The following is a 23,246-nucleotide window of genomic DNA, read 5'->3' as shown; positions in this document are numbered from 1 at the left end:
TTCGACTTTTAGAAAGACCATTTTGAATTTTTATCTTGCGTTGAAGAGCAGCACTGCTCGATACCACGGTCTCCATAAATATTAATATATAATTAATTATTACTCTTATATATAGTTTAAGTTGATACAAGATAACTATTAAAATATTATTATCTATTTTAACAGGTCGAAATACTCCCCAGGTGAAGGAATCCTTCCAAGCGCAGCGGTTATTGCGGCAAGTTCCGCTGACCCGAGATAAACCTTTGCATTCTTACCCATACGGTTGTCAAAGTTGCGGGTGCTCGTTGAGAACACGACTGAATTATCAGCCACTCTTGCCTGATTGCCCATGCACAGGCTGCATCCAGGGATCTCCATCCTCGCCCCGAGTCCTTTCAATCTCTCATAATCTCCATTCTCTTTCAGCCGCTTTTCAACGAGCCTTGTTGGCGGGGCTATCCACAGTTTTGATGAAATCCTACCCTCCCTGTAGATCAATGCGGCTGCTTTCTGGAAATGATCAAGACCGGTCATACATGAACCTATGAAAACCTCGTCGATTTTTTCCCCCCCGACCTTTGAGAGAGGTTTTATGTGATCCGGGTCGTTGGGACATGCGATAAGGGGTTCGATTATCTCAGACAGGTCGATTTCCAGGATATCTGCGTACTCTGCATCCGCATCTTTCTCCAAAAGAACCGGATTGGTCAGCCACTCCTCCATCGCAAGAATCCTCTTCTCCAGTGCTGCCGATGTGTACCCCTCGCTCAAGAGCGATCCTAGAATGGAAATATCGGTTCTCAGGAATCGGGAAACCTGCTCTTTTGACAGGGCTATTACTGCAGCTTCGGCTGAGCGCTCGGCGGAGGCATCCGTGAGTTCAAATGCCTGCTCCACAGTGAGATCGGGAATACCTTCCATCTCAATTATCCTGCCATTGAAGACATTCTTTTTATTCTTTTTTTCTATCGTAAGTTTCCCATGCTTTTCTGCAAAATACGGTATGGCATTGACGGCATCGCGCAGAAAAATACCTTTCCTGAGTTTTCCCCTGAACCGGACAAGCACACTTTGGGGCATATCCAGTGGCATTATGCCAAGAGCAGCGGCAAATGCCACAAGACCGCTTCCAGCGGGAAAAGATATCCCTATCGGGAAACGGGTGTGACTATCGCCTCCCGTCCCCACGGTGTCAGGAAGGATCATCCGGTTCAGCCAGGAATGGATAATTCCGTCCCCGGGTCTCAGCACAACGCCGCCCCTTTCCCTGAAAAATCGGGCAAGTTCAATGTGCATCATCCTGTCCTCCTGTGTGGGGTAGGCTGCGGTATGGCAGAAGGACTGCATGACTAAAGGTGCTTCGAATTCGAGGCAGACAAGCTCCATTATCTCATCTGCGGTCATGGGGCCTGTAGTGTCCTGGGAACCTACGGTTGTGATCTTGGGGAGACATGATTGACCAGGCCGAACACCATCCAGTCCGCATGCCCTGCCCACGATTTTCTGGGCAAGGGTGTAACCTTTTTCTGAGGGCTCAGGTTCCTTGGGTTTAATGAACACCTCGTATAGCTTTCCTGTCGCTTCCTGTGCCTTCCGGGTCAGGTCCTTTCCAATTATCAGCGCAAGCCTCCCCCCTGCCCTGTATTCATCGGGCAGTGTCTCCGGCTCAAGATTAAATTTTACGATCTCTTGCGATTTTTCATCAAGTATCCTCCCCTTCGAAAAATCAATCGTGATCACCATGCCGGTTTTCAATGCCGACACCTCGCACCTTATTGGAATGGCGCCGCTGTCGCGCGCCGTGTTAAAGAAAATCGGGGCTATCTGGCCTCCGATTATCACCCCTCCGTTTCTTTTGTTCGGGACCCCGGGAATATCCTTGCCGATCCACCAAAGAAGAGAGTTCATGGCCGATTTCCTGCTGCTTCCTGTTCCAACAACGTCAGCAACAAAAGCCACAGGGTGCCCCTTCTTTTTGAGTTCACTTATTTCCGGAAGCGCTTTCGGATAAAGGGATTCAAGCATGGAAAGGGCATGAAGGGGTATGTCGGGGCGCGTGCCCGCGTGCGATGCGGGAGAAAGATCATCTGTATTGACCTCGCCCTGCACCTTGAATACCGTTACCTTAAAAAAGTCAGGAAATCCGGATTTACACATGAACCAGTCTGCCCTTGCCCAGCTCTCTAGAACCTTCATGGCGCGGTTATTCGTATGCGAAAGCTCCTTTATTTTATCAAAGAACCCAAACACAAGGATCGTGTTGGAGAGAGCAAGAGCCGCTGTTTCGCCGAGTTCATCATCCTCGAGCAATTCGATAAGCGTCTCAAGATTGTATCCACCCTTCATCATGCCCAGCATCTCAACGGCATCTCGGGGAGAGACTATCACTGATCGCCGCTCGCCCAGTGCAATGAGTCTCAAAAGTTTTGCTTTTTCAAGCGCTGCGGGATCTACGCCTGGAGGAATGTTATCCTTAAGCAGTTTTAATACAAGTTTTTCATATCCGGATGGGGGATCAAAAACCAGATTTGAAAGAGCCCTGGCCTGTTCGGCATTTAAAGGCAAGGGGGGAATGCCCAGTTCCTGCCTTTTCGCAATATGTTGCAGATAAGCTTCAAGCATTTGGGAATCACTTGCCTCAAGAGTGCTGTCCTGTTCTATTAATTTAACGTTAACCGGTGTTATAATAACAAAATTTATCTACACAAATACTTATTAAACAGAAGTGAATACATGAAAAAGACACGATACATTCTTTCAATATTTTTGATCACTTTTTTGATAAGCACAGCCTACGGATTTCCTGGAATGGTACAAAATTCAACATCACCTGTTGATAACAATTCACAACAGGGCCAGATAATAGACCTGGCCAATACCACACAATCCGATCAGGATATCGTGTTAGTGCAGCATCTCATAGAACTTGATGCAGTCAGTTTCCAATCGGAAAATAAATTATCCGTCCGGGAAACATTGATATTCAGGAACAACGGCGCTGAGAATTTTTCGGGAAATCTGCGGACCTGGATCCCGGATGGATCATCTGGAATCGCTGTGGGGAGATCTGAAATGATGACCGGAGGAGGGCTCATGCCGCTTCCTTTTGACATGAAAGGAAATATCATAAGCTGGCAGGATTTTATCGAGCAAAATAGCCGGCTGCCCTTCCTGTACGTGGTGGAATACAAAGTTGATCAGACACCGGGAGGAACGCTCTCTTATGTTGAAAAATATTCCAAGATGCTGGCATATCCAACATTGATAAATTATAAATATGGTCAAAGGCCGGATCTGCCAGCTATCGTAATCAAAGTGATGAAACCTGAAGGGAGTTCGGTTTCATTCCAGGATGAAAATGGAAATAAGATCAGTCCTTCGGAGGTAACAGAGGATGGCAATTCCGTCATAAACAGGTTTTATTCTCCCGTATTCAAAGAAATAAATGTGGAAATCTCAAGATCCGCCATTGCTTCCTCAGGAAGTCTGGCAGTGTACGTGATCCTTGGGATCATTATCCTGCTTGCTCTTTCATATCCAGTGCTTCGGAAAAATAGTGAAAAGATCCGGGCATTTGAAGAGAAAATAAGAAATTCGCTGAAGAGGGAGGAGAAGAGCAGCGAAGAGGAAGTCATCGAAGAGACAAGGGAAATTCCTGCCGAAGAAATCGGGGAAGATGAAGAACTCACAGGAAAAACAAAAGACGAATTGCTGGATGAAAAAAATGAGATAACCTCAAAACTCGACATGTTGAATAAGGACTACACATCAGGAAACTTGATGGATGAAGAATACGAAGACTTGAAGAAATCCTACCAGGGGAAAATTAAAAAGCTGGACTCCAAGATAGAAAAGCTCAGTTAGCTATCCATCATTTTCAAAAAATAATGGTGTATTCTCAGATCTCCTGCCAATTCGGGATGAAACGCCAGAGCAATTATATTTTTCTGCCTTGCAGCAACGATTATACCGTTGTGTTTTGACAGGATTTCCACATCTTTGCCAGCTTCTGTGATACAGGGGGCCCTTATGAAAATCGCATTGAATGGTGAATCAAGGCCTTTAAACTCAACCAGAGCTTCAAACGACTCTCTCTGCCTCCCGAAAGCGTTCCTGCAAATTCTTGTATCCATCAGACCGAGAAGATTCTGCTTTGTCTTTTCTACCTGTTCATCACCCAGTTTTGCAAGCAATACAAGTCCCGCACATGTTCCCATTATAGGGATTCCGGCATGAGCCGCCTTTTTTATCTCCGAGGATATCCCTTCCCGCTCCATAAGCCTGCCAATAGTTGTGCTCTCCCCTCCGGGGATAATGAGGGCATCGCATGCTGGAACTGATCCTTTGTGTTTTATCTTTATGACCTCTACTTTTCTTTTTGCCTGCTTCGAAGCTTCCATGATTGCGCTGACGTGCTCTTCCACGTTTCCCTGGATCGCAATAACACCGATACGCATGCTTCTAACTTATTGGAGGATAATATAAACTTTATAGCTGGTTTCCATGACTTGATGAAAAAGTCCTCATTAATCAGTCCACACATTTCATCACAAACTCGCAGAAGTTATCTCCTTTCGCGGCACACTTTACTTCCTCCGCATCAATGGTCCTGCATTTCAGTACCTCTGCAAGACCTGCGTTGTAACCTCTTAAAAAATGACAGACTTCGACCTTCGAATTCCCGTAACCTCTTGCAATGAATGAGTTCTCGACCCTTATCACAATCTCATCGTCACTATCATCAATATTAAACTTGCCCCATCCAAGTTCGGCGTAGAAGTTCTGAACTGCCTCAATGAACTTTTCATTCTTCAAACCCCAGTCCGTGGAAAATCGATTTATCCAGCGTTCACCTGCGTTTTTCCCGGCTTCGTAAAAGAGCACAGCTGCACCATCAAAGCCTAATATCTTTTCAGCACTCTTCTGTAAATCCACAAAGGTCTTGATACTCACTATGATAGCCGGAACTTCGATAACTGAGAACTCTCCTTTACTCCTTTTCCATGAGGCAGTTTCCTTGACATCCTTTAGCATAAGCAGTCAAATAATTGTCACATGTATCATAAGCCTATCTATGGATAGGTTCTGAAATATCCAGGGATGAAATCAGGGCAAAAAGAAAATCATCCCGGTTTCACTAATGCTATAAACGTGGATGATATTTTATCAGGTTTTTCTTATGATCGTGTAAGTTTTTCGATTTTATTCAAACCATGCTGCTATGATGGGAAGAAATATTTTTCGATAACCTAATCAGATCTGAGGATAATGGTAAAGCAATGAGCAAGAAGGATCGTATCGTCCGGCTCATGGAAGAGTGGGGAGGCAGATTCTCTGCCAGGCTTGGCATTGATATTGACTCGGAGAGGTCAGAGGAGATATTCAAATGGTTCCTTGCTTCGATCCTTTTCGGTGCCAGGATACGGCAGGAGGCAGCTATGCAAACTTATCGCGAATTTCAAAGGCAGAACGTGCTCACACCTGAAGCCATTCTCAGTACAGGCTGGAACGGTCTTGTGGTAATCCTGGACGCAGGCGGTTATGTGCGCTATGACTTTAAGACCGCGACAAAACTTCTGGAGATTTCGGAGATGCTGAATAAAAGATATGGCGGAGACCTGAACCGCCTGCATGAAGAAGCCCTGGATCCAAGGGATTTGGAATCAAGACTCATGGAGTTCAAGGGAGTGGGCCCTGTGACCGTGAACATTTTCCTCAGGGAACTTCGAGGGATATGGAAAAAAGCTGAACCCCTGCCGGTCGATGTCATGATTTCAGCGGCACGCGCTCTGGGATTGACCGGATTGGAGGGAAAGAATGAAAATGAAAGGTTAAAGATCCTCAGAGAACTTGAAGGCCTTTTGAAAAAGGAAAAACTTCCTTATTCGTTTCCTGATCTTGAAGATGCCCTGGTCAAGTTCGGGATAGCATACAGGCGAAAGAAGCATCAGTAGTCAAGACTTAAAGTACCATTCATTATAATTATAACCTATGGATATACCAGGGTCAATTCCTTTCACTCTGGAGTCATAAGCATAATTCATTGTAGGAAAATTCATAAAGTTGACAGGCTGATCCTCTGATAATATGCGGGATATTTCGTTATATATCTCCTTCCTGACATCTTTTCCAAGTGCTTCCTTAGTGCGGACTTTCGCAAACAAATCATCAATTTTCTTATTTGAATAACCATAGCTATTTTGACCGCCATTCGAAGAAAACCAGACCCAACTATTAGAAGGCGCAAGTGGGTCAACTCCTTGACCAGATAAAATGAAATCCCAAGTCTCCTCGCTTATGGCCTTTGGCCCGTTATTAGGTCTTGGCTCCTGATCACTTCCTGGTACTTTGGTCATGAAATATTTCCGAAGCTCGGTTTCCCATGGGACAAGCTTAATTTCAACATCTATTCCCAGCTCTCCAAGTTCTTGTTTGACAAGGAAAGCCGTAGATTCAGCCACTTTGCTTCCGGTATTGGTCACGAGTTTTAAATTTATCTGGCTTCCATCTTTATTTCGCAATTCAATCTTTCCTTCTTTTTTTACGCCGTAACCTGCTTCAAGGAAAAGTTCTCTGGATTTATTCTTATCATAAAGGTCTCCGACTCCAAATTTCATGAGGCCATCTTCGGCATACCATGGGGAGACTTCCGGTATAAAACTGAATGCTGGCTCACCAAAACCTAGGCGTATTTGGTTGATTATTGCGTCTTTGCTTACAGCCATTGAAATGGCCTGCCTTATCCTTTTGTCTTTCAACCCAGGCCAACCATTATCCCGCATATTGTACTGCATTATCTGGTATTGTTTTGTCGGAACTGTATAGACTGCTATGCCTTTCATCTCCTTAAATTTCCTTGCCTGTTCAGGTTCAATTAATGTAGAAGTAACATCACCGGCTTCCATGGCAGCATGTCTTGCTGCAGATGTGCCAAAAAGCTTTACAGTGTAAGTCTCAAAATACGGTTCGCCCTCATCCTTGCCCAGATAATAGTCAGGATTTCGCTCAGCTACAAATTTATCACTTCGTATCCATTCCTTAAAACGGTAAGGCCCTAAATTCCCCGTATATGAGAGATTATTAAGTTCAGATGCCTGCGTAAATTCTTTAATATTACCTGCATATTTTGATACGATATGTTTCGGATACGCCAATAAACCATATACAGTGTATAGAAATTCCGGGTATGCGGTTTTCCTTGTGATGCTGAAAGTTGTCTCATTCTCGATTCTTGGCATTATGAAAACATTCTTACCATCCACTTCTTCCTGCCAGTCTCCCGCATAGGTATATGCCATCCAGTCAGCGAACATCAGGTTCTTCATGGTATAGACAAAGTCATCCGAAGTCACCTGATTTCCGTCGCTCCATTCAAGGTCATCCCTGATCGTCAGCGTATAAATCAGACCATCATCCGAGACTTCAACATCTTTTTTAAGCCACCTGAGCAGGAAATTGAACTTGTTGTCGTAAGTTCCAAGCCCATCCATAGTGAGGCCTATATAACTAAAAGAAGTGGCATCTCCGGCCAGTATCCAGTTAACAGTCTCTGCATCCCCGCCCGATGCCCCGTCGATGAAATTACCTTTGAGCTTTGGGGCAGCTGTAGCATTCAGCTCAATCGGTGGTTTTTGAAGACATCCTGCAAGCCCGATACCTGAAGCCAGAATGCCTGCCTTCGCGCACATTCCCACAAACTTCCTTCTAGTTACCTTCATTTTTCCAGTCATCTATTAAATCAAAACTACATTAATTTTGCCATGGGTTCAGATTTTATAGCGATTATAGAGTTCTTTTCTGACAGGGCAGGTGCACACGGAAGAATATCCAAAAGGTATCTGGTAGCTGCAGAGGCTCGTGTACATGCATTTAAGGAATATTATCTCGCCGTTTATGCATGACTCCACCTGGCAGAGGTCGGTCCTTTCACCGGACAAACAGGAAAAGTTTTTTTTACATCTATACGTTTTTTTTATAATGTCTTCACATATTTCAATAACCATTTTGATCTACGACCGAATCTTCGAACGCGCATAAAATTCACATTGGTCCGTATGCAGACATTATTCAACCAACGCATATATTTACCTGATGGATACGACCGAATGAAGTCCGGCGGATAATTAACTTTCAGTTTTTGTCATTTTCAATTCCCATGCAGTCAAAAGCATTAAGAGCATGAAAAATCATTGATTATCAACGAGGTGAGAACTATGTGTTTTGTAGATACCTCCGCGAGTGTGGACATCGACCCGGAAGAAATAAGTGCAATCCAGTACAAATGCATTGACTGCAATACCAGATTCAAAGGGCTGGGGAAAAAGATATGCTGTCCGTCATGTGAATCGACCAACATCAAAAAAGTTTAGAAATCATTTTTAAATCCATCAAGCTATTATAATAAATCTTATTCATGTGGATGGCTCATAAATTCAATCCGCAGAATGCGGGAATACTCGACAGCCCGGATAGAATCCGGATTTTAAATCCCGAAAGCATTCTGGATAGGCTTACCAGGGATATGATTCTTGTCGATCTTGGCTGCGGAACGGGTTATTTTTCGATACCCGCATCCATGAAGGTCAAAAAGGTGTTTGCTCTCGATGTCCAGCAGGAGATGCTGGATAGCCTCGGTGATAAGATAAAAAAAGAGAACATCACGAACATTGAGACCATTCTTTCAGGAGAATCCTCCATCCCGCTGCCCGATAATTCCGCGCATGTTCTGCTCATGGTAAATGTATTCCATGAACTTGAAGACAGGGAAGCCATATTGAGAGAAGGAAGACGCATCCTTTTCAGCGGGGGAAAGCTGATGATCATCGACTGGAAGAAAATGCAAATGGATTTCGGGCCGCCTGTCGAAGAGCGGCTTACCCCGGATGAAATTATTTCGATCTGCAAAGATAATGGTTTTGAACTCAAAGAAGAATCGGATGCGGGACCTTATAATTACCTGCTGGTTTTTGAAAAACCAGGGAAGAGGATCGAAGAGACAGAGGATAAGCATTTTCATGGAGAGCGGAAGCAGTACAGCGATATTGATGACCTGATCAAGAAAACGCTTGAGGACAGGAAAAAGAGGCGGTCTCAGCAGCTGAAGCATTAATTTTCCATATACTGCGGCAAGTGAGAATATTATTGTGGTTTCAATATAATTTGTTGGTATGAAATTATGATCCCATTTGTAGTTTAACAAAATATTTTATAAGTGCCATGTAAATAATGGTGGCAGAAAAATATTAGTACTACAATCTTGATTTAGGTGTATGGTGGTGTAATGCTGGAAAAAATAAGGTGCGTCTATCTAGGTCTACAATCTGCGAAACTTCGTAAAATTATCTCTTTGATCATAATCGGATTGCTGCTGGTTTCTCTTGCAGTTGTGTGGAGCGGCCGGGAAGGAAAAAATTGGAATAACATCGAAGGTTCGGCAACTGTGGTTTCAAAGGATGGGCCGAAAATCGCCCTCCTCTCCCTTGCAAAGGCGGCTGGTGAGGAGAAGATAAGGAGCGAATTAACGGTTTATAACCAGAATCTTGCTCTCGTAAAAGAATACAGGACGATGGAGCTCAACAGCGGCAACAATGTCATTAAATACGTCGATGTCGCCTCCAAGATAGACCCAACATCCGTGATGTTCAGGGACCCAAAAAGCGAGAACACTATGGTCGTTGAGCAGAACTATGAATATGACCTTGTCAGCTCGGATAAACTCCTGGATAAATATCTTGATAAAGATATAACAGTCACATCCGACAATGAGTCTTTCACAGGCAGGCTTCTTGGCCGCTCCGGTGGCATAGCGCTTTTGACCCAGAAAGGGGTAGTGGTTCTCAATGATGTAAAGAAAATTGAATATCCCGATGCAGCAGGTCTTCTTACAAAACCCACTCTTATCTGGCAGATATACACTGATACCTCGGGTAGCCGGGAAGTCGAGACAACATATCTCACGGAAGGGATGAACTGGAAGGCAAACTACATCGCAACCATAGACCAGAACGACGCTAAGGCGAACATCAAAGGATGGGTCACCATCGAGAACAATGCGGGAACGGCATATCCGGATGCAAAGCTTAAACTGGTGGCTGGAGACATCAACAGGGTTTATGTTCCACAATACTATCCTCAAGTATACGCGGGGGCTACTGCCACTTATGCGGTAGGGGCACCACCATCAGGTTTCAGTGAAGAAGGACTCTTTGAATACCACCTGTATACACTGCAGCGAACTACGACCCTGAACAACAATGAGATTAAACAAATTTCTCTTCTCAGCGCGGATAATGTACCTGCGAGGAAAGAGTATTCTTATGATGGCACGAGGGATGGAGAGAAAGTAAAGGTAGTGCTTAACATTACCAACTCAAAAGAAAATGGCCTGGGCATGCCGCTACCAAAGGGCGTGGTCAGGGCATATAAGGCTGACACTGACGGCCAGCTACAGTTCTTAGGGGAGGACAGCATCGACCATACGCCAAAGGATGAGAAATTAAGGATTGCTGTGGGCAATGCCTTCGATATCGTAGGCAATCGCCTTGTGACAAATGTAGAAGGCCTTGGTAGCAATGGGAACAGGGAGAGTTACAGCATCGAACTGAAGAACCATAAGACTGAGGATATTAATGTAACAGTGATCGAGCACCTCAATGGCAACTGGAAGATAACGAAATCTTCGGAGCAGTACAAAAAGAAAGATGCCTACACCATCGAATTCGAGGTTAACGTTTCAAAGGATGGTACTAAAAACATAGCTTACACCGCTGAGATCAGGTATTGACAAAGGATCTGAAGAAATAGTAAATATCAAAAATAACAATGATTGCAAGATTGCTTCTAGTCTCAAAATTAGGATGATGAAATTATGGATAAATCAAATGATTGTTCGCGCACTGTAAGGATAGTCGGGACAGCATTGGTCATAACTCCAATTATTGCCGCAATCCCGAATTTCTTGATGGCTATATTTAGCGGCGGTACATATCCAGGACCGGACAGGCCAGACCTGAGCCAGGAATATGTGGTCGCATCAGGTCTCCTGATAACTGCCGGGTTTATTCTTATCCTGTACGGATCTGTTGAAAAGTTCAAAGAAGGATACCAGGAATCGATAGGGAAAATAACTGAACCAGGTTTACGTTCGAATGATGAAGATAGAAAATGATATAGATGGATGCACAAAACCAGGTTATTTTATTTATACTTGCCATAATCCTATTAATTGTGTGGATATTTAAAGAGAGACTAAAACTCAGGGAAATGGCGCATTCTCATGAAAAAAGAAAGCTGGTCGTCATTTCAGGAGTTGCTGCATTCATGGCCGTGCTGAACAGATTGTCTTTTCTATGTTTTCGATCGTTATTCTGGATTCTATTAACGTGGTAAGCATTATAGGAAATATTGGCATGTATGCGGCTATAGTACTTGTGCCAATTATTCCGTCTGGCATGATGACGGCGTCAATTCTAAGAAATCGCATATGGGTGTCTTATACGATTTTGTTAACTTTATTAACAGGACTGTATATTGTTTTATCATGCTTCTATTGTTTCTATAGCTAGTCTGGTAGATTAGAATGACAATTCTTACACTTTTCACGCTGGCTTATGAACTGGGCATAGCACGCTCGATACCGCTTTTTGGCTTTTCTTTTTTAATCAGTGTGCTCATTTCCTTTTTTTATTCGAGAAAACTTGGAAGAAACCTGCTATCTTCGTCTCTATCCCTTCTGCTCGTATTTTCATCTTCCATCTTTATACAAAATCTACCGATATAAAGCGCCTGAATTTTCGCAAACCGGGAGAAGCTAACAAACGCGTTTCAGGGAGCGTAGTGGAATGCCGAAAGAATTCGGCAGCATCAACGGTGGCGAATGAGGGTTTCTATCGTATGCCCGTTAGTTTGGCATTGTAATAAAATAGATGGGGGCTTGAAATAATTATCTCAGGGGGGCGCAACTTCTATGGTTCTGTTGATGTTTTGAAATAATTCATCGCAGGTCTTACTTTCTTGACTTCGAGGATCTTGTTTTTAAATCATGTTTTATTTTCATGATTTCCCTTTTCAAATCTGGAATGTCCTTTTGTACTACTTGCCATGTCAACTCCAGATCAATTCCGAAGTATTCATGGATAAGGACATCCCTCATTCCGGCTATCTTTTTCCATGGAACGTCAGGATAATTGTTCTTAACCTCATCAGGTAAATTCTTGACCGCTTCCCCAATTATTTCTATTCTACGAATGATCGAATCCTGAAGTTGAACAGATTTGATGAAATCGCTGATAGTTTTATTTGCTGTATATTTTTCAATAAGTTCTATACTTTCTAAAATATGCTCAAGAAATACCTCCGGATCTTTTTTCATAGTATCACTTCCTGTTCGCGAAGTATCCTATCCTTTAAAAGAGGATGCAGGGAATTGTATGTAAGGACATCAACCTTTCTTTTCAATACCTCTTCGAGCTCTAATTTTAATCCTACAAGATCAAGTAGGCTTTTTCTGCCTCTAAACTCAACGAGAAGATCTATATCGCTCTCATCTGTCAATTCTCCTCTTACAACAGAACCAAAAAGGGAGGCACGTTTAACATCATTCCGCCTGAGTGCATTGAGGATTTTATCTTTTATTTCGATTATTTGCTCATTCATTTATGCAACCTTCTTTTAATGAGAAATAAACTCTTGTCCTGGGAGACAATTAATGATCTCTCTTTAGATTTCGTCATTCAATCAGCTCTAATTTTAAACAGTTTTTAATAATATTTTAACAGCTTCAACAAATTCATCAATTTTGATATATTCATCGATTATTTTATTTCCTCCATTCGCTTCAATATTATTTCGATAACTCCTTCCTTTAGGCGCCTTATCATTCGTGCCTTATTTTTCTCTTTATCTCATTCACCGCAGCCCCCGGCTCTTTTCTCTCCCATGCGCTCCTTACCTGTTTATTTCCCAGGAGCGAGGATATCCGCTCTATCCTTTCAGAGGCTGACTTCCTGTAATCAAGGTTAACTTCCGGCCTGACGTTCGGAGGGCCGTTCTTCCGCTCGACTTTCTCCACGCTCAAGGTATGAGAGATGTCGGGCCGTCCTCTCTGCTGCGTGGTGAGACTTAAGATCGCGCTTTTCCAGTCAGGCGCCCAAGGCGTATCCGCTATTTCGGTATGTTTTGCTGCCGTCCTTTTCACCCCGATAGCCTTTACATGGCACGCCTTCTCGCATGCGCCGCAGTAGGTGCAGAAATCCCGGACAACATCTATTTTCTTATCCTTCGGGATGATCCATGCTTTTGAAGGACAGACATTGAAACAGCCATGACATCCCACAGGATCGCAGCCTTCAAGTTTGCCTGGAATGAGTTCTATCTCGCCCTCGAAGGGTTTTTTTACCTCAGCAGCATCGTACGGGCAGACGGCTTCGCACCAGCCGCATCTGGTACACTTATCATTATCCACTTTGATCGTGCCCGCGAGCTTCGGCTCCTCCCCGAAGAACTCACCCTTAACCTTTATGGCATCCTCAGGGCAGAAAGGCACGCAGATACCGCAGTAATCGCACTTCTCCCGGTCTACCAGCAGGTTCTCAAAAGGCATGAGATCGTCCGCTTTTGCCTTTTTCTCAACGAGAACGAACGCAGGGCAAAGCTCCGCGCATGCGCCGCACAGGGTGCACTTATCCATGTCCACCTCGATCTGACCCTTCCTGCCCGCCCGAAACGGCGCAGCGGTCTCTTTTTTCGCAAATGTGAGATCAACGCTGATAGCTTCCTCGGGGCATGCCTTCTTGCAGAGCAGGCAGGGGAGGCATTTATCATTAAAGACAACGCTTGAATCAAGATGCGGGAACTCTGTTAATCCAAGCAGGTCCTTATCGTTCACAGACATTCGGACAGCCTTCACGGGACAGAAGGCGGCGCACATGCCGCAGAATGAACATTTGGTATGGTCGATGATAACCGGCGGCGCGTCCAGTCCCGTGGCTATTTCGATCAGCGGACCGGGTTCGATAGCTTTTTTTGGGCAGATATCAATGCAAATCCCGCAGCCGTTGCATCGTTTATAATCATAATCAAGGAGCTTCTTGGATTTCCCCGTTCTCTGGGTGAAGAGAAAATGAGTGTCTTTGACTTCGCTCTCTACTGCTACTTCCAGTTTTTCTTCGCTCACGAAATCACCGCTTAAGCTCGCTGCCGACCGGACCGAGTTCTTTTAGCTGCTGAACATAGTCCTTCACTATCCCGGCGAACTTCTCTCCTTCACTTGCGGCGATCCACTCAACGCGAAGCCGCCGCTCATCAAATCCAAGGTCAACGAGCAGTTTTCCAAGCACGTTCATCCTCTGCAGGGCGCAAGTATTACCTATGGTGTAGTGACACTCCCCGAGCCTGCATCCTGCCACAAGCACACCATCAGCCCCACGCCGCAGCGCCTCAAGCACAAAGGAGGGATTGACCCTGCCCGCGCAAAGAACCCTGATGCTGCGCAGGTTCGTGGGATACTGAAGGCGCAGGGAACCCGCAAGGTCAGCAGCCGCGTAACTGCACCAGTGGCACAGGAACCCGATCACCAGAGGATACTCACTGATCACCCGGGTGGCTTCCTGTATCTGCGCCATTATCTGCTCGTCCGTATAACTTCCAAGCTGTATCGCACCGTTCGGGCATGCGGCACTGCATGCGCCGCATCCCCTGCATGCCACCTCGTCCACGACTGCCTTCCCGTCGATTACCTTGATGCGTCCCAGCTCGCATACGTTTTCACATATCCCGCATCCCTCGCAAAGCTCAGGGAGTACATATGCACTCATGGGCATGATCTCTATCTCCCCCGTATGGAGAAGGCTAACGGCTTTGGCTGCGGCCGCACTCCCCTGCTCTATGGATACCTGTATTTCCTTCGGACCAGAGGCGCAACCTGCAATAAATACGCCCTTCGTATGTGTTTGCACCGGGCGCATCTTGGGATGGGAGCTCTGGAAGAAGCGGTCAGGTCGCGTGGAGAGGTTCAGCATCTTTCCCAGCGCCTCTGCGTTTTTGTTCGCCTCCATGCCGATGGCGAGCACAACGAGATCGTATTCCTCATGGCATTTCTCTCCTGAAAGAGTATCTTCATAATGGATTATCGTTTTCCCGTCGGATTCTTCTACTTCAGCCACGCGCCCGCGTACGAACGAGACGCCCATCTCCTGGGCGCGTCTATAGTACTCCTCATACATCTCGCCGCCTGCCCTGATATCAATGTAATGCACTGAGACTTTCGCATCAGGATATTTTTCAGCGATCTTGACGGCGTTCTTTATTGATGCCATGCAGCACACCTTGGAGCAATAGGGATTTCCCACCTGTTCGTCACGCGAACCAACGCACAGGATGAAGGCGGCGCTTCTCACATCCTTTCCCGTGGATGGCGAGATCACCCTGCCGTGTGTTGGCCCTGCAGAGTTCAGCATCCTCTCAAGCTCCAGGCTGGTTATGACATCCCTGTACCTGCCATAACCATACTCTTCCTTCCGCGCGGCATCAAAGGGCTGATAGCCTGTTGCAACGATTATCGCCCCTACATTGAACTCGAACTCCTCCGGCTTCTGTGTGAAATCCACTGCCTCGGCAGGGCATGCAAGCCTGCACAGGTCGCAGCCCACGCAATGCTCGTCTATGCATGCTACCAGCGGCACGGCCTGCGCAAAAGGTATGTAGATGGACTTTCGCTTTCCTATCCCGAAATCGAACTGGTTTGGTACATCGATGGGGCAGACCTGGGCGCAGATGTCGATACAGCCCTTGCATTTTTTCTCATCGATGTAGCGCGGCTTTTTAATTCCTGTTACTTTGAAATTCCCCGCTCTGCCCTCGATTTTCTTTATCTCTGAATAGGTATACAGGGTAATGTTTGGATGGTTCTGTGCATCTGACATCCTGGGAGCCAGAACGCACATCGAGCAGTCGTTGGTAGGGAATACCTCGTTCATCAGCGCCATTTTGCCGCCGATGGTCGGTTCCTTTTCAACCAGTCGGACTTTTACTCCGATATCAGCCAGGGAAAGGGCTGCCTCTATACCCGCAACTCCTGCCCCGATAACAAGCACATCCTTGTTCGCTGGAAGCGTCTTTTTTTCGAGGGGGGAGAGAAGCGCGGCCTTTGCCACGCCCATAGCTACGAGATCTTTTGCTTTCTGCGTCGCCATGCTGTTGGTATTTGAGTGTACCCATGAACCCTGCTCCCTGATATTGACCATCTCAAGAAGATGGGGATTAAGGCCAGATTGTTCAAGCACGCGCCTGAAAGTGACTTCGTGCAGGCGTGGAGAACATGCGGCCACTACTATCCTGTCAAGCTTCAGCTCCTCGATGTCTTTTTTGACCTGCTCCTGCCCGGAGTCGCCGCACGCGAAAGGTATGTCCCTTGCTACCACTACGTCTTTCAGCTTTTCTGCATGTTTCCTGACGTCCTCGACATCAATGGTTCCTGCTATGTTCGACCCGCAGTGGCAGATATATACACCTATTGGCATTAATGCTCCAGATTCTCAATGAATACTAATTTACCGTTAACAGCATTATTAATATTAGTATCAGTCTCGGTCTCGCGACTTCCCTCTTTTGTAAACCATTTTTATCATATTCTATCTTGAATGCCTTTAATGACATTTATTAACTTCTCACATTCTTTTTAATGCATAAAAGTATATGGTATCTGTGGAAGGAAATTTTTGAAAAAATATTGTCATTATCCCTTAATTCCTCACGACAGATGCCTGTCCAGAATGTTTAATGAGTTCTATGGCTCTGTCAAAATGAGTTGTGCCTGTATTATCTTGCGATAAAGTAAGGATTACAGTCCAAGCTCTATCATGAAGCATTACTGGATAGCCTTCGTATATTCCTTGCATAATTGTTAGTATATTAACGAATGATTGTTTATATATCTTATTGAGACTATAGCAGGAGAGAAATGCCCTAAAAGATGCAAAAACGGTAGAAGTAAAAAGAAGGATGATAAAAGAAGATAAGTTTTCCTAAGTATTTTTGCTTTTATCTCCATCAGAATTTTGGCATTTTAAATAATGGTAAATTGCCTTTGAAATAGCCTCTTTAATGGAGGACTCACCTGTTTTTTCCTTTAATGCAATGGTATCTTCATATAGTAATACTGATTGGACATGAACTATTTTTGTCATCATTTAGTTTTTCTCCTTCTTTTCATTCCTTTAAATAATGGATATAATAATATACTAATAAAGTATAAAAGTTTAACTCGTTACATACACATGTGAATTATCCAAATGTATATTATTGATTTTTATAAATTGCAGTAGAAATATAGGGGTTTATTATTTCCCTGATTCCTTCAACCGTTTAATCCTTGCTTGTGTTTCACCTATCGCTTTTTTATGCTGCTTCTCCAGTTGAGCGATTAAGTTTCCTTCAAATGTTATCCTGACGAGCTTCAGGGATCATTTCTATAAGCCGCTCAAGAACCGTATCCACTCCTTCTCCTGTCAGCGTGGACATACTCATATCCACACCCTCGGCCGGGGCGGAAATATCTGTCTTGTTCGCTACGACTATCATGGGGATATTGAACTCATTTTTTATCTCCTCCAGAAGATGCATCTGCTTTTCAAGAGTATAGCCGCAGGTCTCGGAGGGATCGACTATGTAGAGCATGACTTTTCCAACATGCTTGAGCGCAGAAATTGCCTGAAGTTCTATTTCATTCCTCTCTTCAAGGGGACGGTCAAGAAGCCCCGGGGTGTCTATTACCTGGTATCGCACCCTTTTCCGTTCAAAGTGCCCTACTGCCAGCCCTTTTGTGGTGAAGGGATACGGGGCTATCTCAGGGTGCGCGCTGCTCACAAGCGCAACAAAACTGGATTTTCCCACATTGGGATAACCGGCAATGACTATTGCAGGCCCCTCATCTATGGCGGGAAGTTTCCGAAGCTTATTCCTTGCATTATTCAGGAATCGCAGGTTTCCGTCTATGCTGTCCACGATAGAGGAGATGCGCCCGAACGCCTGCTTTCGCACCACCTTCGCATCCTCGGCATCACGCATCATCCCAACGTACTTTCGTGCCAGCTCATTTATCTTGGTCCCCGCCCACTGCACCGAGGCGAGATTCATTTTCATCTCTTCCACGCCCACGAGTATATCTGCAAGTTCCAGATAGAAAGGCGGTATCCCGTCCAGGCTCGGGAATTTCCTGACAACATTCACCAGGTTATCATTGAGTATGTTGGCCGCGGTGAGAAGCATGGATTCCTCGGCTTTGAGCTTGGATGCGCGGTCAAGTATGCGCTTTCCATGCTTGGCGCGCGCGGCGCGGCGGAAGGACTTGTCCAGGAGTTCTTCAGAGGTGGGGACTGTGGGGATTTTTTCGAATATCATTGAGGCTTAAGAGGTGATGGTGGGATAAAATGGTTATGTAATAAGATATATTAACTTAATGAATGGACACCGAAAATCTCAGGCAAATACTCGCCTTCACCCGCGCCGAGAAAGAACTCATTTCAAGCTTCGACATCCCCAGCGACGCCTTTCTACCGCTCCTTCTCTCTCTTAGGGACGGCGGCGATTACAGTTATTCCTCGGAGAACATAAGGACCATAGCCATCCTGGACAAAACCACAATTTACGATGACGAAGAAAGACTTGGTTATTCCCTCGAGGAAATATACCTGTTCGTAAATCCCGTCCTAAAAGAAGAAGAGGGACTCGTCCACAGGCTGGAGAAATGCGGCGAAGAGGAAGTAAGGCTGCTGGTCAGGCGCCCGTACAGGGTCAAGGTCACGAGCGATCGCATCATTAAAGCGACCGTCCATCCACTCAAAAAAGAAATAAATGTAGAAGAACTTGCAGAAAAGGATTTGGTATTTGACGGGTCAACTGCTTACGACATAGCCCATGAGATAGAGCACCTGAAGCAAAAGGAGATAAAGGGCGGGAGCCTGTGGGAATTCAAATTCGTAAGAAATCAGTAATTCATGAGAAATAAATTAAAATCTTCTTGACAAATTCCTGGATTTCCTTCAGGTCTTCTGACATGATTATAAAAAGCCGCATTGTGTCAGCTTTACCATATCTGAATCCCCTTAATATTCATCCAACGGCATCTCTTTCCATTCCTGATTCATCGGTGCAGGGTTTTTACGAAGAGCAAGAATTATTGACCCGTCACTTACCCTGTGGTTCTTGGAATCCTTTTCCTCCACCCACTTTTCGAGCGCGCCTTTCTTCAACATGGAGCGAAGCGCAAATTTTATACTTCCCCCGTCTCCGTTATTCCTGATATTCGTTGAGCCGTGGATCAGCCTGATATGCCTGAACCCGTGTTCATAGGCCTCCTGTATTTTCTCGCGCGCAGCAATCAGCGCAGTTCTATGGGAATAGCAATGCAGGTCTACCTCGATGCATTTCCTGAATATATCCACATCGAACCATGCCATAAGTGGACAGGTATTATTAGCTGATTTATTTAAGATTTTGCGATAATGTTGAAAAAGACCGCTGAGATCTATTTTTAGCCGCGACCCGGCCTTTCAATATCACAGGCCATAGGCGTCCTCCATTTTCATTGAGGCAGATGGACAGGTCAAAAGTCCTGCTCAATACTTCACCTGTAAGCACTTCCTTTTTTGGACCGCATGCAACAATACTCCCATCCCGCAGCGCCATTGTATGGGTTATGGCAGGCATTATCTCTTCAATATGGTAAGTGACATAGATCAATGTCGGGCCACCTGGCATGAGACACATTTCCTGCACCGCATCCAGAAGTTCTTCCCTTGCCCTGGGGTCAAGCCCTGCGCATGGCTCGTCCAGCACCAGTAAATCAGGTTCAGGCATCATTGCCCTGGCGATCAGGGTCTTCTGCTGTTCTCCGAACGAAAGCGTTCTGAACTGCCTGTCCCCCGACAATCCAAAAAATTCCATCAGAAAGGAAGAGCGTTCAAGGTCTGCCATGGATGGGGATTCATAAAGACCTATACTGCCGAACCTGCCTGATAGCACGATATCATTGACAGATTCCCAATCATGTACCATATCCCGTATCTCGGAACTGCATTCTCCGATATTTCTGCGCAGTTCCCGAAGGTCGGTAGATCCGAATTTTTTTCCCAGAACCCATGTTTCTCCTTCGGAGGGCTGGTGATAGCCGTTGATTATACTTACAAGGCTTGTCTTTCCCGAGCCGTTTGGTCCCAATATCGACCAGTGCTCGCCTCGATTAATGCAGAAGGAGATATCCTGCAGGACGGTTTTATTGTTCCGTACCAAAGAGACGTGACTGATGCGGACAACGGGATTGGGGACCATGGCTTCTTCATATGCGTATAGAACCATAATTTTTTTGTAACAGAGGGAAATTCAATCCCTGACCTCTTTTCTCAATAGCAGGTACGCCAACCCCAATCCAGCTAAACCGTATGCAATGAGTGGCACAAGATATCCAGCGAGTACATCGAACCCTTTCTGGTAAATCAGGACAGATTCCAGCGCCTTGATGCCCAATGTGATCGGAAGAGCGCCGCCAAGAGCAGCCATCAGCTGGGGCATGGTCTCGAACGGGAAGAAAACGCCGCAGAGGAAAAGCATGGGTATGCTCAGCACCAGGGATGAGAGCATGGCCGTATTCTCCGATTCCGCAAACGTTGCAACTGCCATGCCGATCCCTATGAAGCAGGCCGAATATATGAGTATCACCAGGAAAAGGAGACCGAGCTGGTTGACCGGTATCGCTATTCCATAAAGCACGTAGGCCACGACGATCATGATAATTCCCTGCAGCAGGGCGATAAAGATGAGCGCAGATGTCTTTGCGAGGATAAATTCTTCTAAAGATAGGGGTGTCAAAAGCGTCCTGATCAGGGTCTTCTTCGACTTCTCCTGGACGATTGTTATGGATGCAAGAAGGAATGAAACGAACATCAGCACAATTGAAATAATTGCGGGCATCAGGAAGTCAAGATATGACCTGTCGCTGAAAACCGACTCCCTTTCCAATTTAATTGGGGCGGCAATAGCAGCGGGTGACTTCTTGATCACTTCGCTTAAAACGCTTTTCGTCCAGGCAATATCCGATGATAGATTGGATGTTCCGTTGGATATTTCAGAGGTCAGGTTTCCCATCTGGAGGGAGAGGTTGGCTGAACTGTCCTTCACATTTCCCAGGGTGATGACCGCAGATTCGATATTTGTGATATTTCCAGATATACCTGAGATCTCAGCCGTGTAATTGGTTATAGACCCCTGCATATTTTGAAGCCGCGTGTCAGTCTCGTTCAATTTTTGGTGCAATTCCGCACCTTTCTGGGCTACATTCACAAGACCGTTGTAAAGAGACCTGATACGGTCAGTCCTTTCAAGCAGTAGGGCTCTTGTATCCTGTACCTGCCTGATGGTGCCGGCAAGTGAAACGCACTGCGGCGCTGATGGACCACCACAAGTCAGATTATAAGTCCCTTGCAAATTTGTCTGGATGGCAAACAATGAGGCATCCGTGGAATCGATATTATCGACCACGAATTTCAGGTCATCTCTCAGTGCAGCCGAATCGTCGTATATCGAACTCACGTTCTTATCCAGTTCGATTATCTCTGTGCGCGTTACATTGATATCAGAGCCGGTCCTGTTAAGGTCGAGACCCATCTGGTCAATGGTGTTTTTCATCAAGACGATCGACTCATTCAGGCCGGTGGCGTTTATGTTGTTCATTGAGATCAGTACTTTCTGGGTATCCCGATTCATGTCCGCGATACTTCCATTGATACGGGTGACCCCATCCTTCAGCGGATCCAGTTCGGATTCCATCTGAGCCAGGTTTTCCCACAGCTTGCTGATGAAACCAAGGGTGAGTTCGTAGGACATTTTTTCGGTGGTGGTGAGGAAAACAGTAGAAATAACCGGCGCAATCTGCACTTTTGAATTATCCAGGTATAATCGAATCACCTGGGTCTGATTCTCAGGAATGAAAATCCCTGCACTGTATTTTCCCTCTTTTACACCATTTTCAATAACAGCAGGATCGCTCGTGTTCTCTTTGACGATCACGAACATCTTGCTGGTATTCAATTCTTCAATGATTTGCTTTCCCTGGTCTGATCCACCCCCCACACCCAGCTTTACATCCTTAAGACCTTCACCTGATGAACCTGAGAACACAGACCCGATCAATATCATGATAAGGATTGGTGCAATAAAAATCAGCAGCAACGTTTTTTTATGGCGTACATAAACCTTCAAATCCTTCTTTATAACAGAAAAGCCGATCAATGCCATTCCTCCCCTGCTGCATGGATGAACACGTCCTCCAGGCTGGGCCTGCTGGATTCAACGTCCTTTATTTTTTCACCCATGGATTCGAATATTTCAAAGATCGCCTGAAGCGGCAGATCTTCCTTGAGGGATAGCTTCAATCCTTTCTCGCCAATGCTGCAGGATGATACCGCTTCCAGCAACTCCACTTTGCTTTTGATCGATCGATAGTCGCCTGGAGCGCTCGTTATCTGGATAACCCTTGCTCCCAACATTTTTTTCAGCTCTTCAGATGTTCCTTCAACGACTATCTTGCCCCTGTTCATTATCATTATCCAGTCGCACAGCAGGTCGGCTTCTTCCATATAATGCGTGGTGATAAGAACGCTAGTGCCTTCGCTATTGACTGATCTGATGGTATTCCACAATGCTTTCCTGGAAACCGGGTCAAGTCCTACGCTGGGTTCATCCAGGATGAGCACATCGGGTTTATGTACCAGTGCGCAGGCGATATTCAACCTGGTTTTCATTCCACCTGACAGCGTGCCCGCAAAACTTGCGCTCTTATCACCCAGTTGCAGCATTTCCAGGATTCTATGGCCTCTTTTTTTGATCTCAATGACTGGAATGCCGTACAGTGAACCGAAATACTCGAGATTTTCATTTACCGTGAGCTCATCATAGAAACTGTGTTCCTGAGGGACGACCCCGATGATTGAAAGCACTTCTTTCTTATCATTGACTACATCCAGACCGGAGATATATGCCCGTCCGGACGTGGGCCTTGACTGGCATGACAGTACCTTTATCAATGTAGATTTGCCTGCCCCGTTCGGGCCGAGAAGACCGAAAATCGTTCCCTTTTCTATGCTCAGGGAAACGTTATTTAACGCACTGAAATTGCCATAACTTTTCGATAATCCGCGAATTTCTATTATCGGTTCCATTGCGTACCCATGTTATTCTCTAGAATACAAAATGTCGGTCAGGTATAGTTTATA

General features: G+C 45.4%; 22 protein-coding genes. 8 read left to right on the top strand and 14 right to left on the bottom strand.

The annotated features are described in order from the left end of the window. Nucleotides 1–153: 153 nt before the first annotated feature. Nucleotides 154–2,604 carry a bifunctional aconitate hydratase 2/2-methylisocitrate dehydratase gene (locus tag O8C65_01895; protein MCZ7355662.1) on the bottom strand — a complete coding sequence of 817 codons (2,451 nt, stop codon included), beginning with the start codon at nucleotides 2,602–2,604 and terminating at the stop codon, nucleotides 154–156. A gap of 111 nt (nucleotides 2,605–2,715) precedes the next feature. Here O8C65_01895 and O8C65_01890 point away from each other — a divergent pair, with 111 nt between their 5' ends. Then, complete coding sequence (locus tag O8C65_01890; GenBank protein ID MCZ7355661.1) at nucleotides 2,716–3,846, top strand: hypothetical protein; 1,131 nt, start codon at nucleotides 2,716–2,718, stop codon at nucleotides 3,844–3,846. On the opposite strand, the gene pdxT is transcribed toward O8C65_01890, so the two are convergent. Both pdxT and O8C65_01880 read right to left on the bottom strand, forming a co-directional pair. Then, complete coding sequence (gene pdxT / locus O8C65_01885) at nucleotides 3,843–4,439, bottom strand: pyridoxal 5'-phosphate synthase glutaminase subunit PdxT (GenBank protein MCZ7355660.1); 597 nt, start codon at nucleotides 4,437–4,439, stop codon at nucleotides 3,843–3,845. The two genes, O8C65_01890 and pdxT, sit on opposite strands and share 4 nt — an antisense overlap. Nucleotides 4,440–4,512: 73 nt before the next feature. After that, nucleotides 4,513–5,016, bottom strand: coding sequence for a hypothetical protein (locus O8C65_01880; protein MCZ7355659.1), 504 nt, complete (start codon nucleotides 5,014–5,016; stop codon nucleotides 4,513–4,515). Nucleotides 5,017–5,261: 245 nt separating this feature from the next. On the opposite strand from O8C65_01880, the gene O8C65_01875 reads away from it, so the two are divergent. After that, nucleotides 5,262–5,936, top strand: a complete 675-nt coding sequence (locus O8C65_01875) for a hypothetical protein (protein ID MCZ7355658.1) — start codon at nucleotides 5,262–5,264, stop codon at nucleotides 5,934–5,936. On the opposite strand, the gene O8C65_01870 is transcribed toward O8C65_01875, so the two are convergent. Next, nucleotides 5,937–7,700 (bottom strand): ABC transporter substrate-binding protein, encoded by a 1,764-nt coding sequence (locus tag O8C65_01870; protein ID MCZ7355657.1) that lies wholly within the window; start codon nucleotides 7,698–7,700, stop codon nucleotides 5,937–5,939. Nucleotides 7,701–7,742: 42 nt separating this feature from the next. On the opposite strand from O8C65_01870, the gene O8C65_01865 reads away from it, so the two are divergent. From O8C65_01865 to O8C65_01845, 5 genes are all read left to right on the top strand, one after another. Next, nucleotides 7,743–7,883 (top strand): hypothetical protein, encoded by a 141-nt coding sequence (locus tag O8C65_01865; GenBank protein MCZ7355656.1) that lies wholly within the window; start codon nucleotides 7,743–7,745, stop codon nucleotides 7,881–7,883. A gap of 312 nt (nucleotides 7,884–8,195) precedes the next feature. Further along, nucleotides 8,196–8,351, top strand: a complete 156-nt coding sequence (locus O8C65_01860; GenBank protein ID MCZ7355655.1) for a hypothetical protein — start codon at nucleotides 8,196–8,198, stop codon at nucleotides 8,349–8,351. 50 nt (nucleotides 8,352–8,401) lie between these two features. Beyond that, entirely contained in the window at nucleotides 8,402–9,091 is a 690-nt protein-coding gene (locus O8C65_01855) for a class I SAM-dependent methyltransferase (GenBank protein MCZ7355654.1), read from the top strand. A 171-nt stretch (nucleotides 9,092–9,262) separates the two neighbouring features. Then, nucleotides 9,263–10,765 (top strand): DUF4139 domain-containing protein, encoded by a 1,503-nt coding sequence (locus tag O8C65_01850; protein ID MCZ7355653.1) that lies wholly within the window; start codon nucleotides 9,263–9,265, stop codon nucleotides 10,763–10,765. Nucleotides 10,766–10,849: 84 nt separating this feature from the next. Beyond that, the gene (locus O8C65_01845) at nucleotides 10,850–11,149 is read left to right on the top strand and encodes a hypothetical protein (GenBank protein MCZ7355652.1); all 300 of its coding nucleotides are present in this window, start codon (nucleotides 10,850–10,852) and stop codon (nucleotides 11,147–11,149) included. Nucleotides 11,150–11,986: 837 nt separating this feature from the next. On the opposite strand, the gene O8C65_01840 is transcribed toward O8C65_01845, so the two are convergent. From O8C65_01840 to O8C65_01815, 6 genes are all read right to left on the bottom strand, one after another. Next, nucleotides 11,987–12,352, bottom strand: coding sequence for a DUF86 domain-containing protein (locus tag O8C65_01840; GenBank protein MCZ7355651.1), 366 nt, complete (start codon nucleotides 12,350–12,352; stop codon nucleotides 11,987–11,989). After that, on the bottom strand, nucleotides 12,349–12,636 hold the full coding sequence (locus O8C65_01835) for a nucleotidyltransferase family protein (GenBank protein MCZ7355650.1): 288 nt from the start codon (nucleotides 12,634–12,636) through the stop codon (nucleotides 12,349–12,351). The genes O8C65_01840 and O8C65_01835 overlap by 4 nt, the downstream gene beginning before the upstream one ends. Nucleotides 12,637–12,856: 220 nt before the next feature. After that, a complete protein-coding gene (locus O8C65_01830; protein ID MCZ7355649.1) occupies nucleotides 12,857–14,155 on the bottom strand; it encodes a 4Fe-4S binding protein in 1,299 nt (432 codons plus the stop codon). Nucleotides 14,156–14,159: 4 nt separating this feature from the next. Next, nucleotides 14,160–16,499 carry a CoB-CoM heterodisulfide reductase HdrA2 gene (hdrA2, locus tag O8C65_01825; GenBank protein MCZ7355648.1) on the bottom strand — a complete coding sequence of 780 codons (2,340 nt, stop codon included), beginning with the start codon at nucleotides 16,497–16,499 and terminating at the stop codon, nucleotides 14,160–14,162. Between the two features lie 504 nt (nucleotides 16,500–17,003). Further along, complete coding sequence (locus tag O8C65_01820; GenBank protein ID MCZ7355647.1) at nucleotides 17,004–17,168, bottom strand: DUF5371 family protein; 165 nt, start codon at nucleotides 17,166–17,168, stop codon at nucleotides 17,004–17,006. A gap of 244 nt (nucleotides 17,169–17,412) precedes the next feature. Beyond that, nucleotides 17,413–18,378 (bottom strand): NOG1 family protein, encoded by a 966-nt coding sequence (locus tag O8C65_01815; protein MCZ7355646.1) that lies wholly within the window; start codon nucleotides 18,376–18,378, stop codon nucleotides 17,413–17,415. 62 nt (nucleotides 18,379–18,440) lie between these two features. Between O8C65_01815 and O8C65_01810 the strand changes: the two genes are divergently transcribed. Further along, nucleotides 18,441–18,971, top strand: a complete 531-nt coding sequence (locus O8C65_01810) for a hypothetical protein (protein ID MCZ7355645.1) — start codon at nucleotides 18,441–18,443, stop codon at nucleotides 18,969–18,971. A gap of 111 nt (nucleotides 18,972–19,082) precedes the next feature. Here O8C65_01810 and O8C65_01805 read toward each other — a convergent pair whose 3' ends face one another. Genes O8C65_01805 through O8C65_01790 form a run of 4 tightly spaced genes read right to left on the bottom strand, consistent with a single transcriptional unit; the run spans nucleotide 19,083 to nucleotide 23,192 of the window. Next, nucleotides 19,083–19,436: a Smr/MutS family protein gene (locus O8C65_01805; GenBank protein ID MCZ7355644.1), complete on the bottom strand. Its 354-nt coding sequence runs from the start codon at nucleotides 19,434–19,436 to the stop codon at nucleotides 19,083–19,085. 25 nt (nucleotides 19,437–19,461) lie between these two features. Beyond that, nucleotides 19,462–20,307, bottom strand: coding sequence for an ABC transporter ATP-binding protein (locus O8C65_01800; protein ID MCZ7355643.1), 846 nt, complete (start codon nucleotides 20,305–20,307; stop codon nucleotides 19,462–19,464). 51 nt (nucleotides 20,308–20,358) lie between these two features. Beyond that, nucleotides 20,359–22,269, bottom strand: a complete 1,911-nt coding sequence (locus O8C65_01795; GenBank protein ID MCZ7355642.1) for an ABC transporter permease — start codon at nucleotides 22,267–22,269, stop codon at nucleotides 20,359–20,361. Continuing rightward, a complete protein-coding gene (locus O8C65_01790) occupies nucleotides 22,260–23,192 on the bottom strand; it encodes an ABC transporter ATP-binding protein (GenBank protein MCZ7355641.1) in 933 nt (310 codons plus the stop codon). The genes O8C65_01795 and O8C65_01790 overlap by 10 nt, the downstream gene beginning before the upstream one ends. Between the last annotated feature and the right edge of the window lie 54 nt (nucleotides 23,193–23,246).

It is taken from the genome of Candidatus Methanoperedens sp. (genome assembly GCA_027460535.1).
Taxonomy (GTDB): Archaea; Halobacteriota; Methanosarcinia; order Methanosarcinales; family Methanoperedenaceae; genus Methanoperedens.
This window is presented reverse-complemented; position numbering and strand designations above follow the sequence as displayed.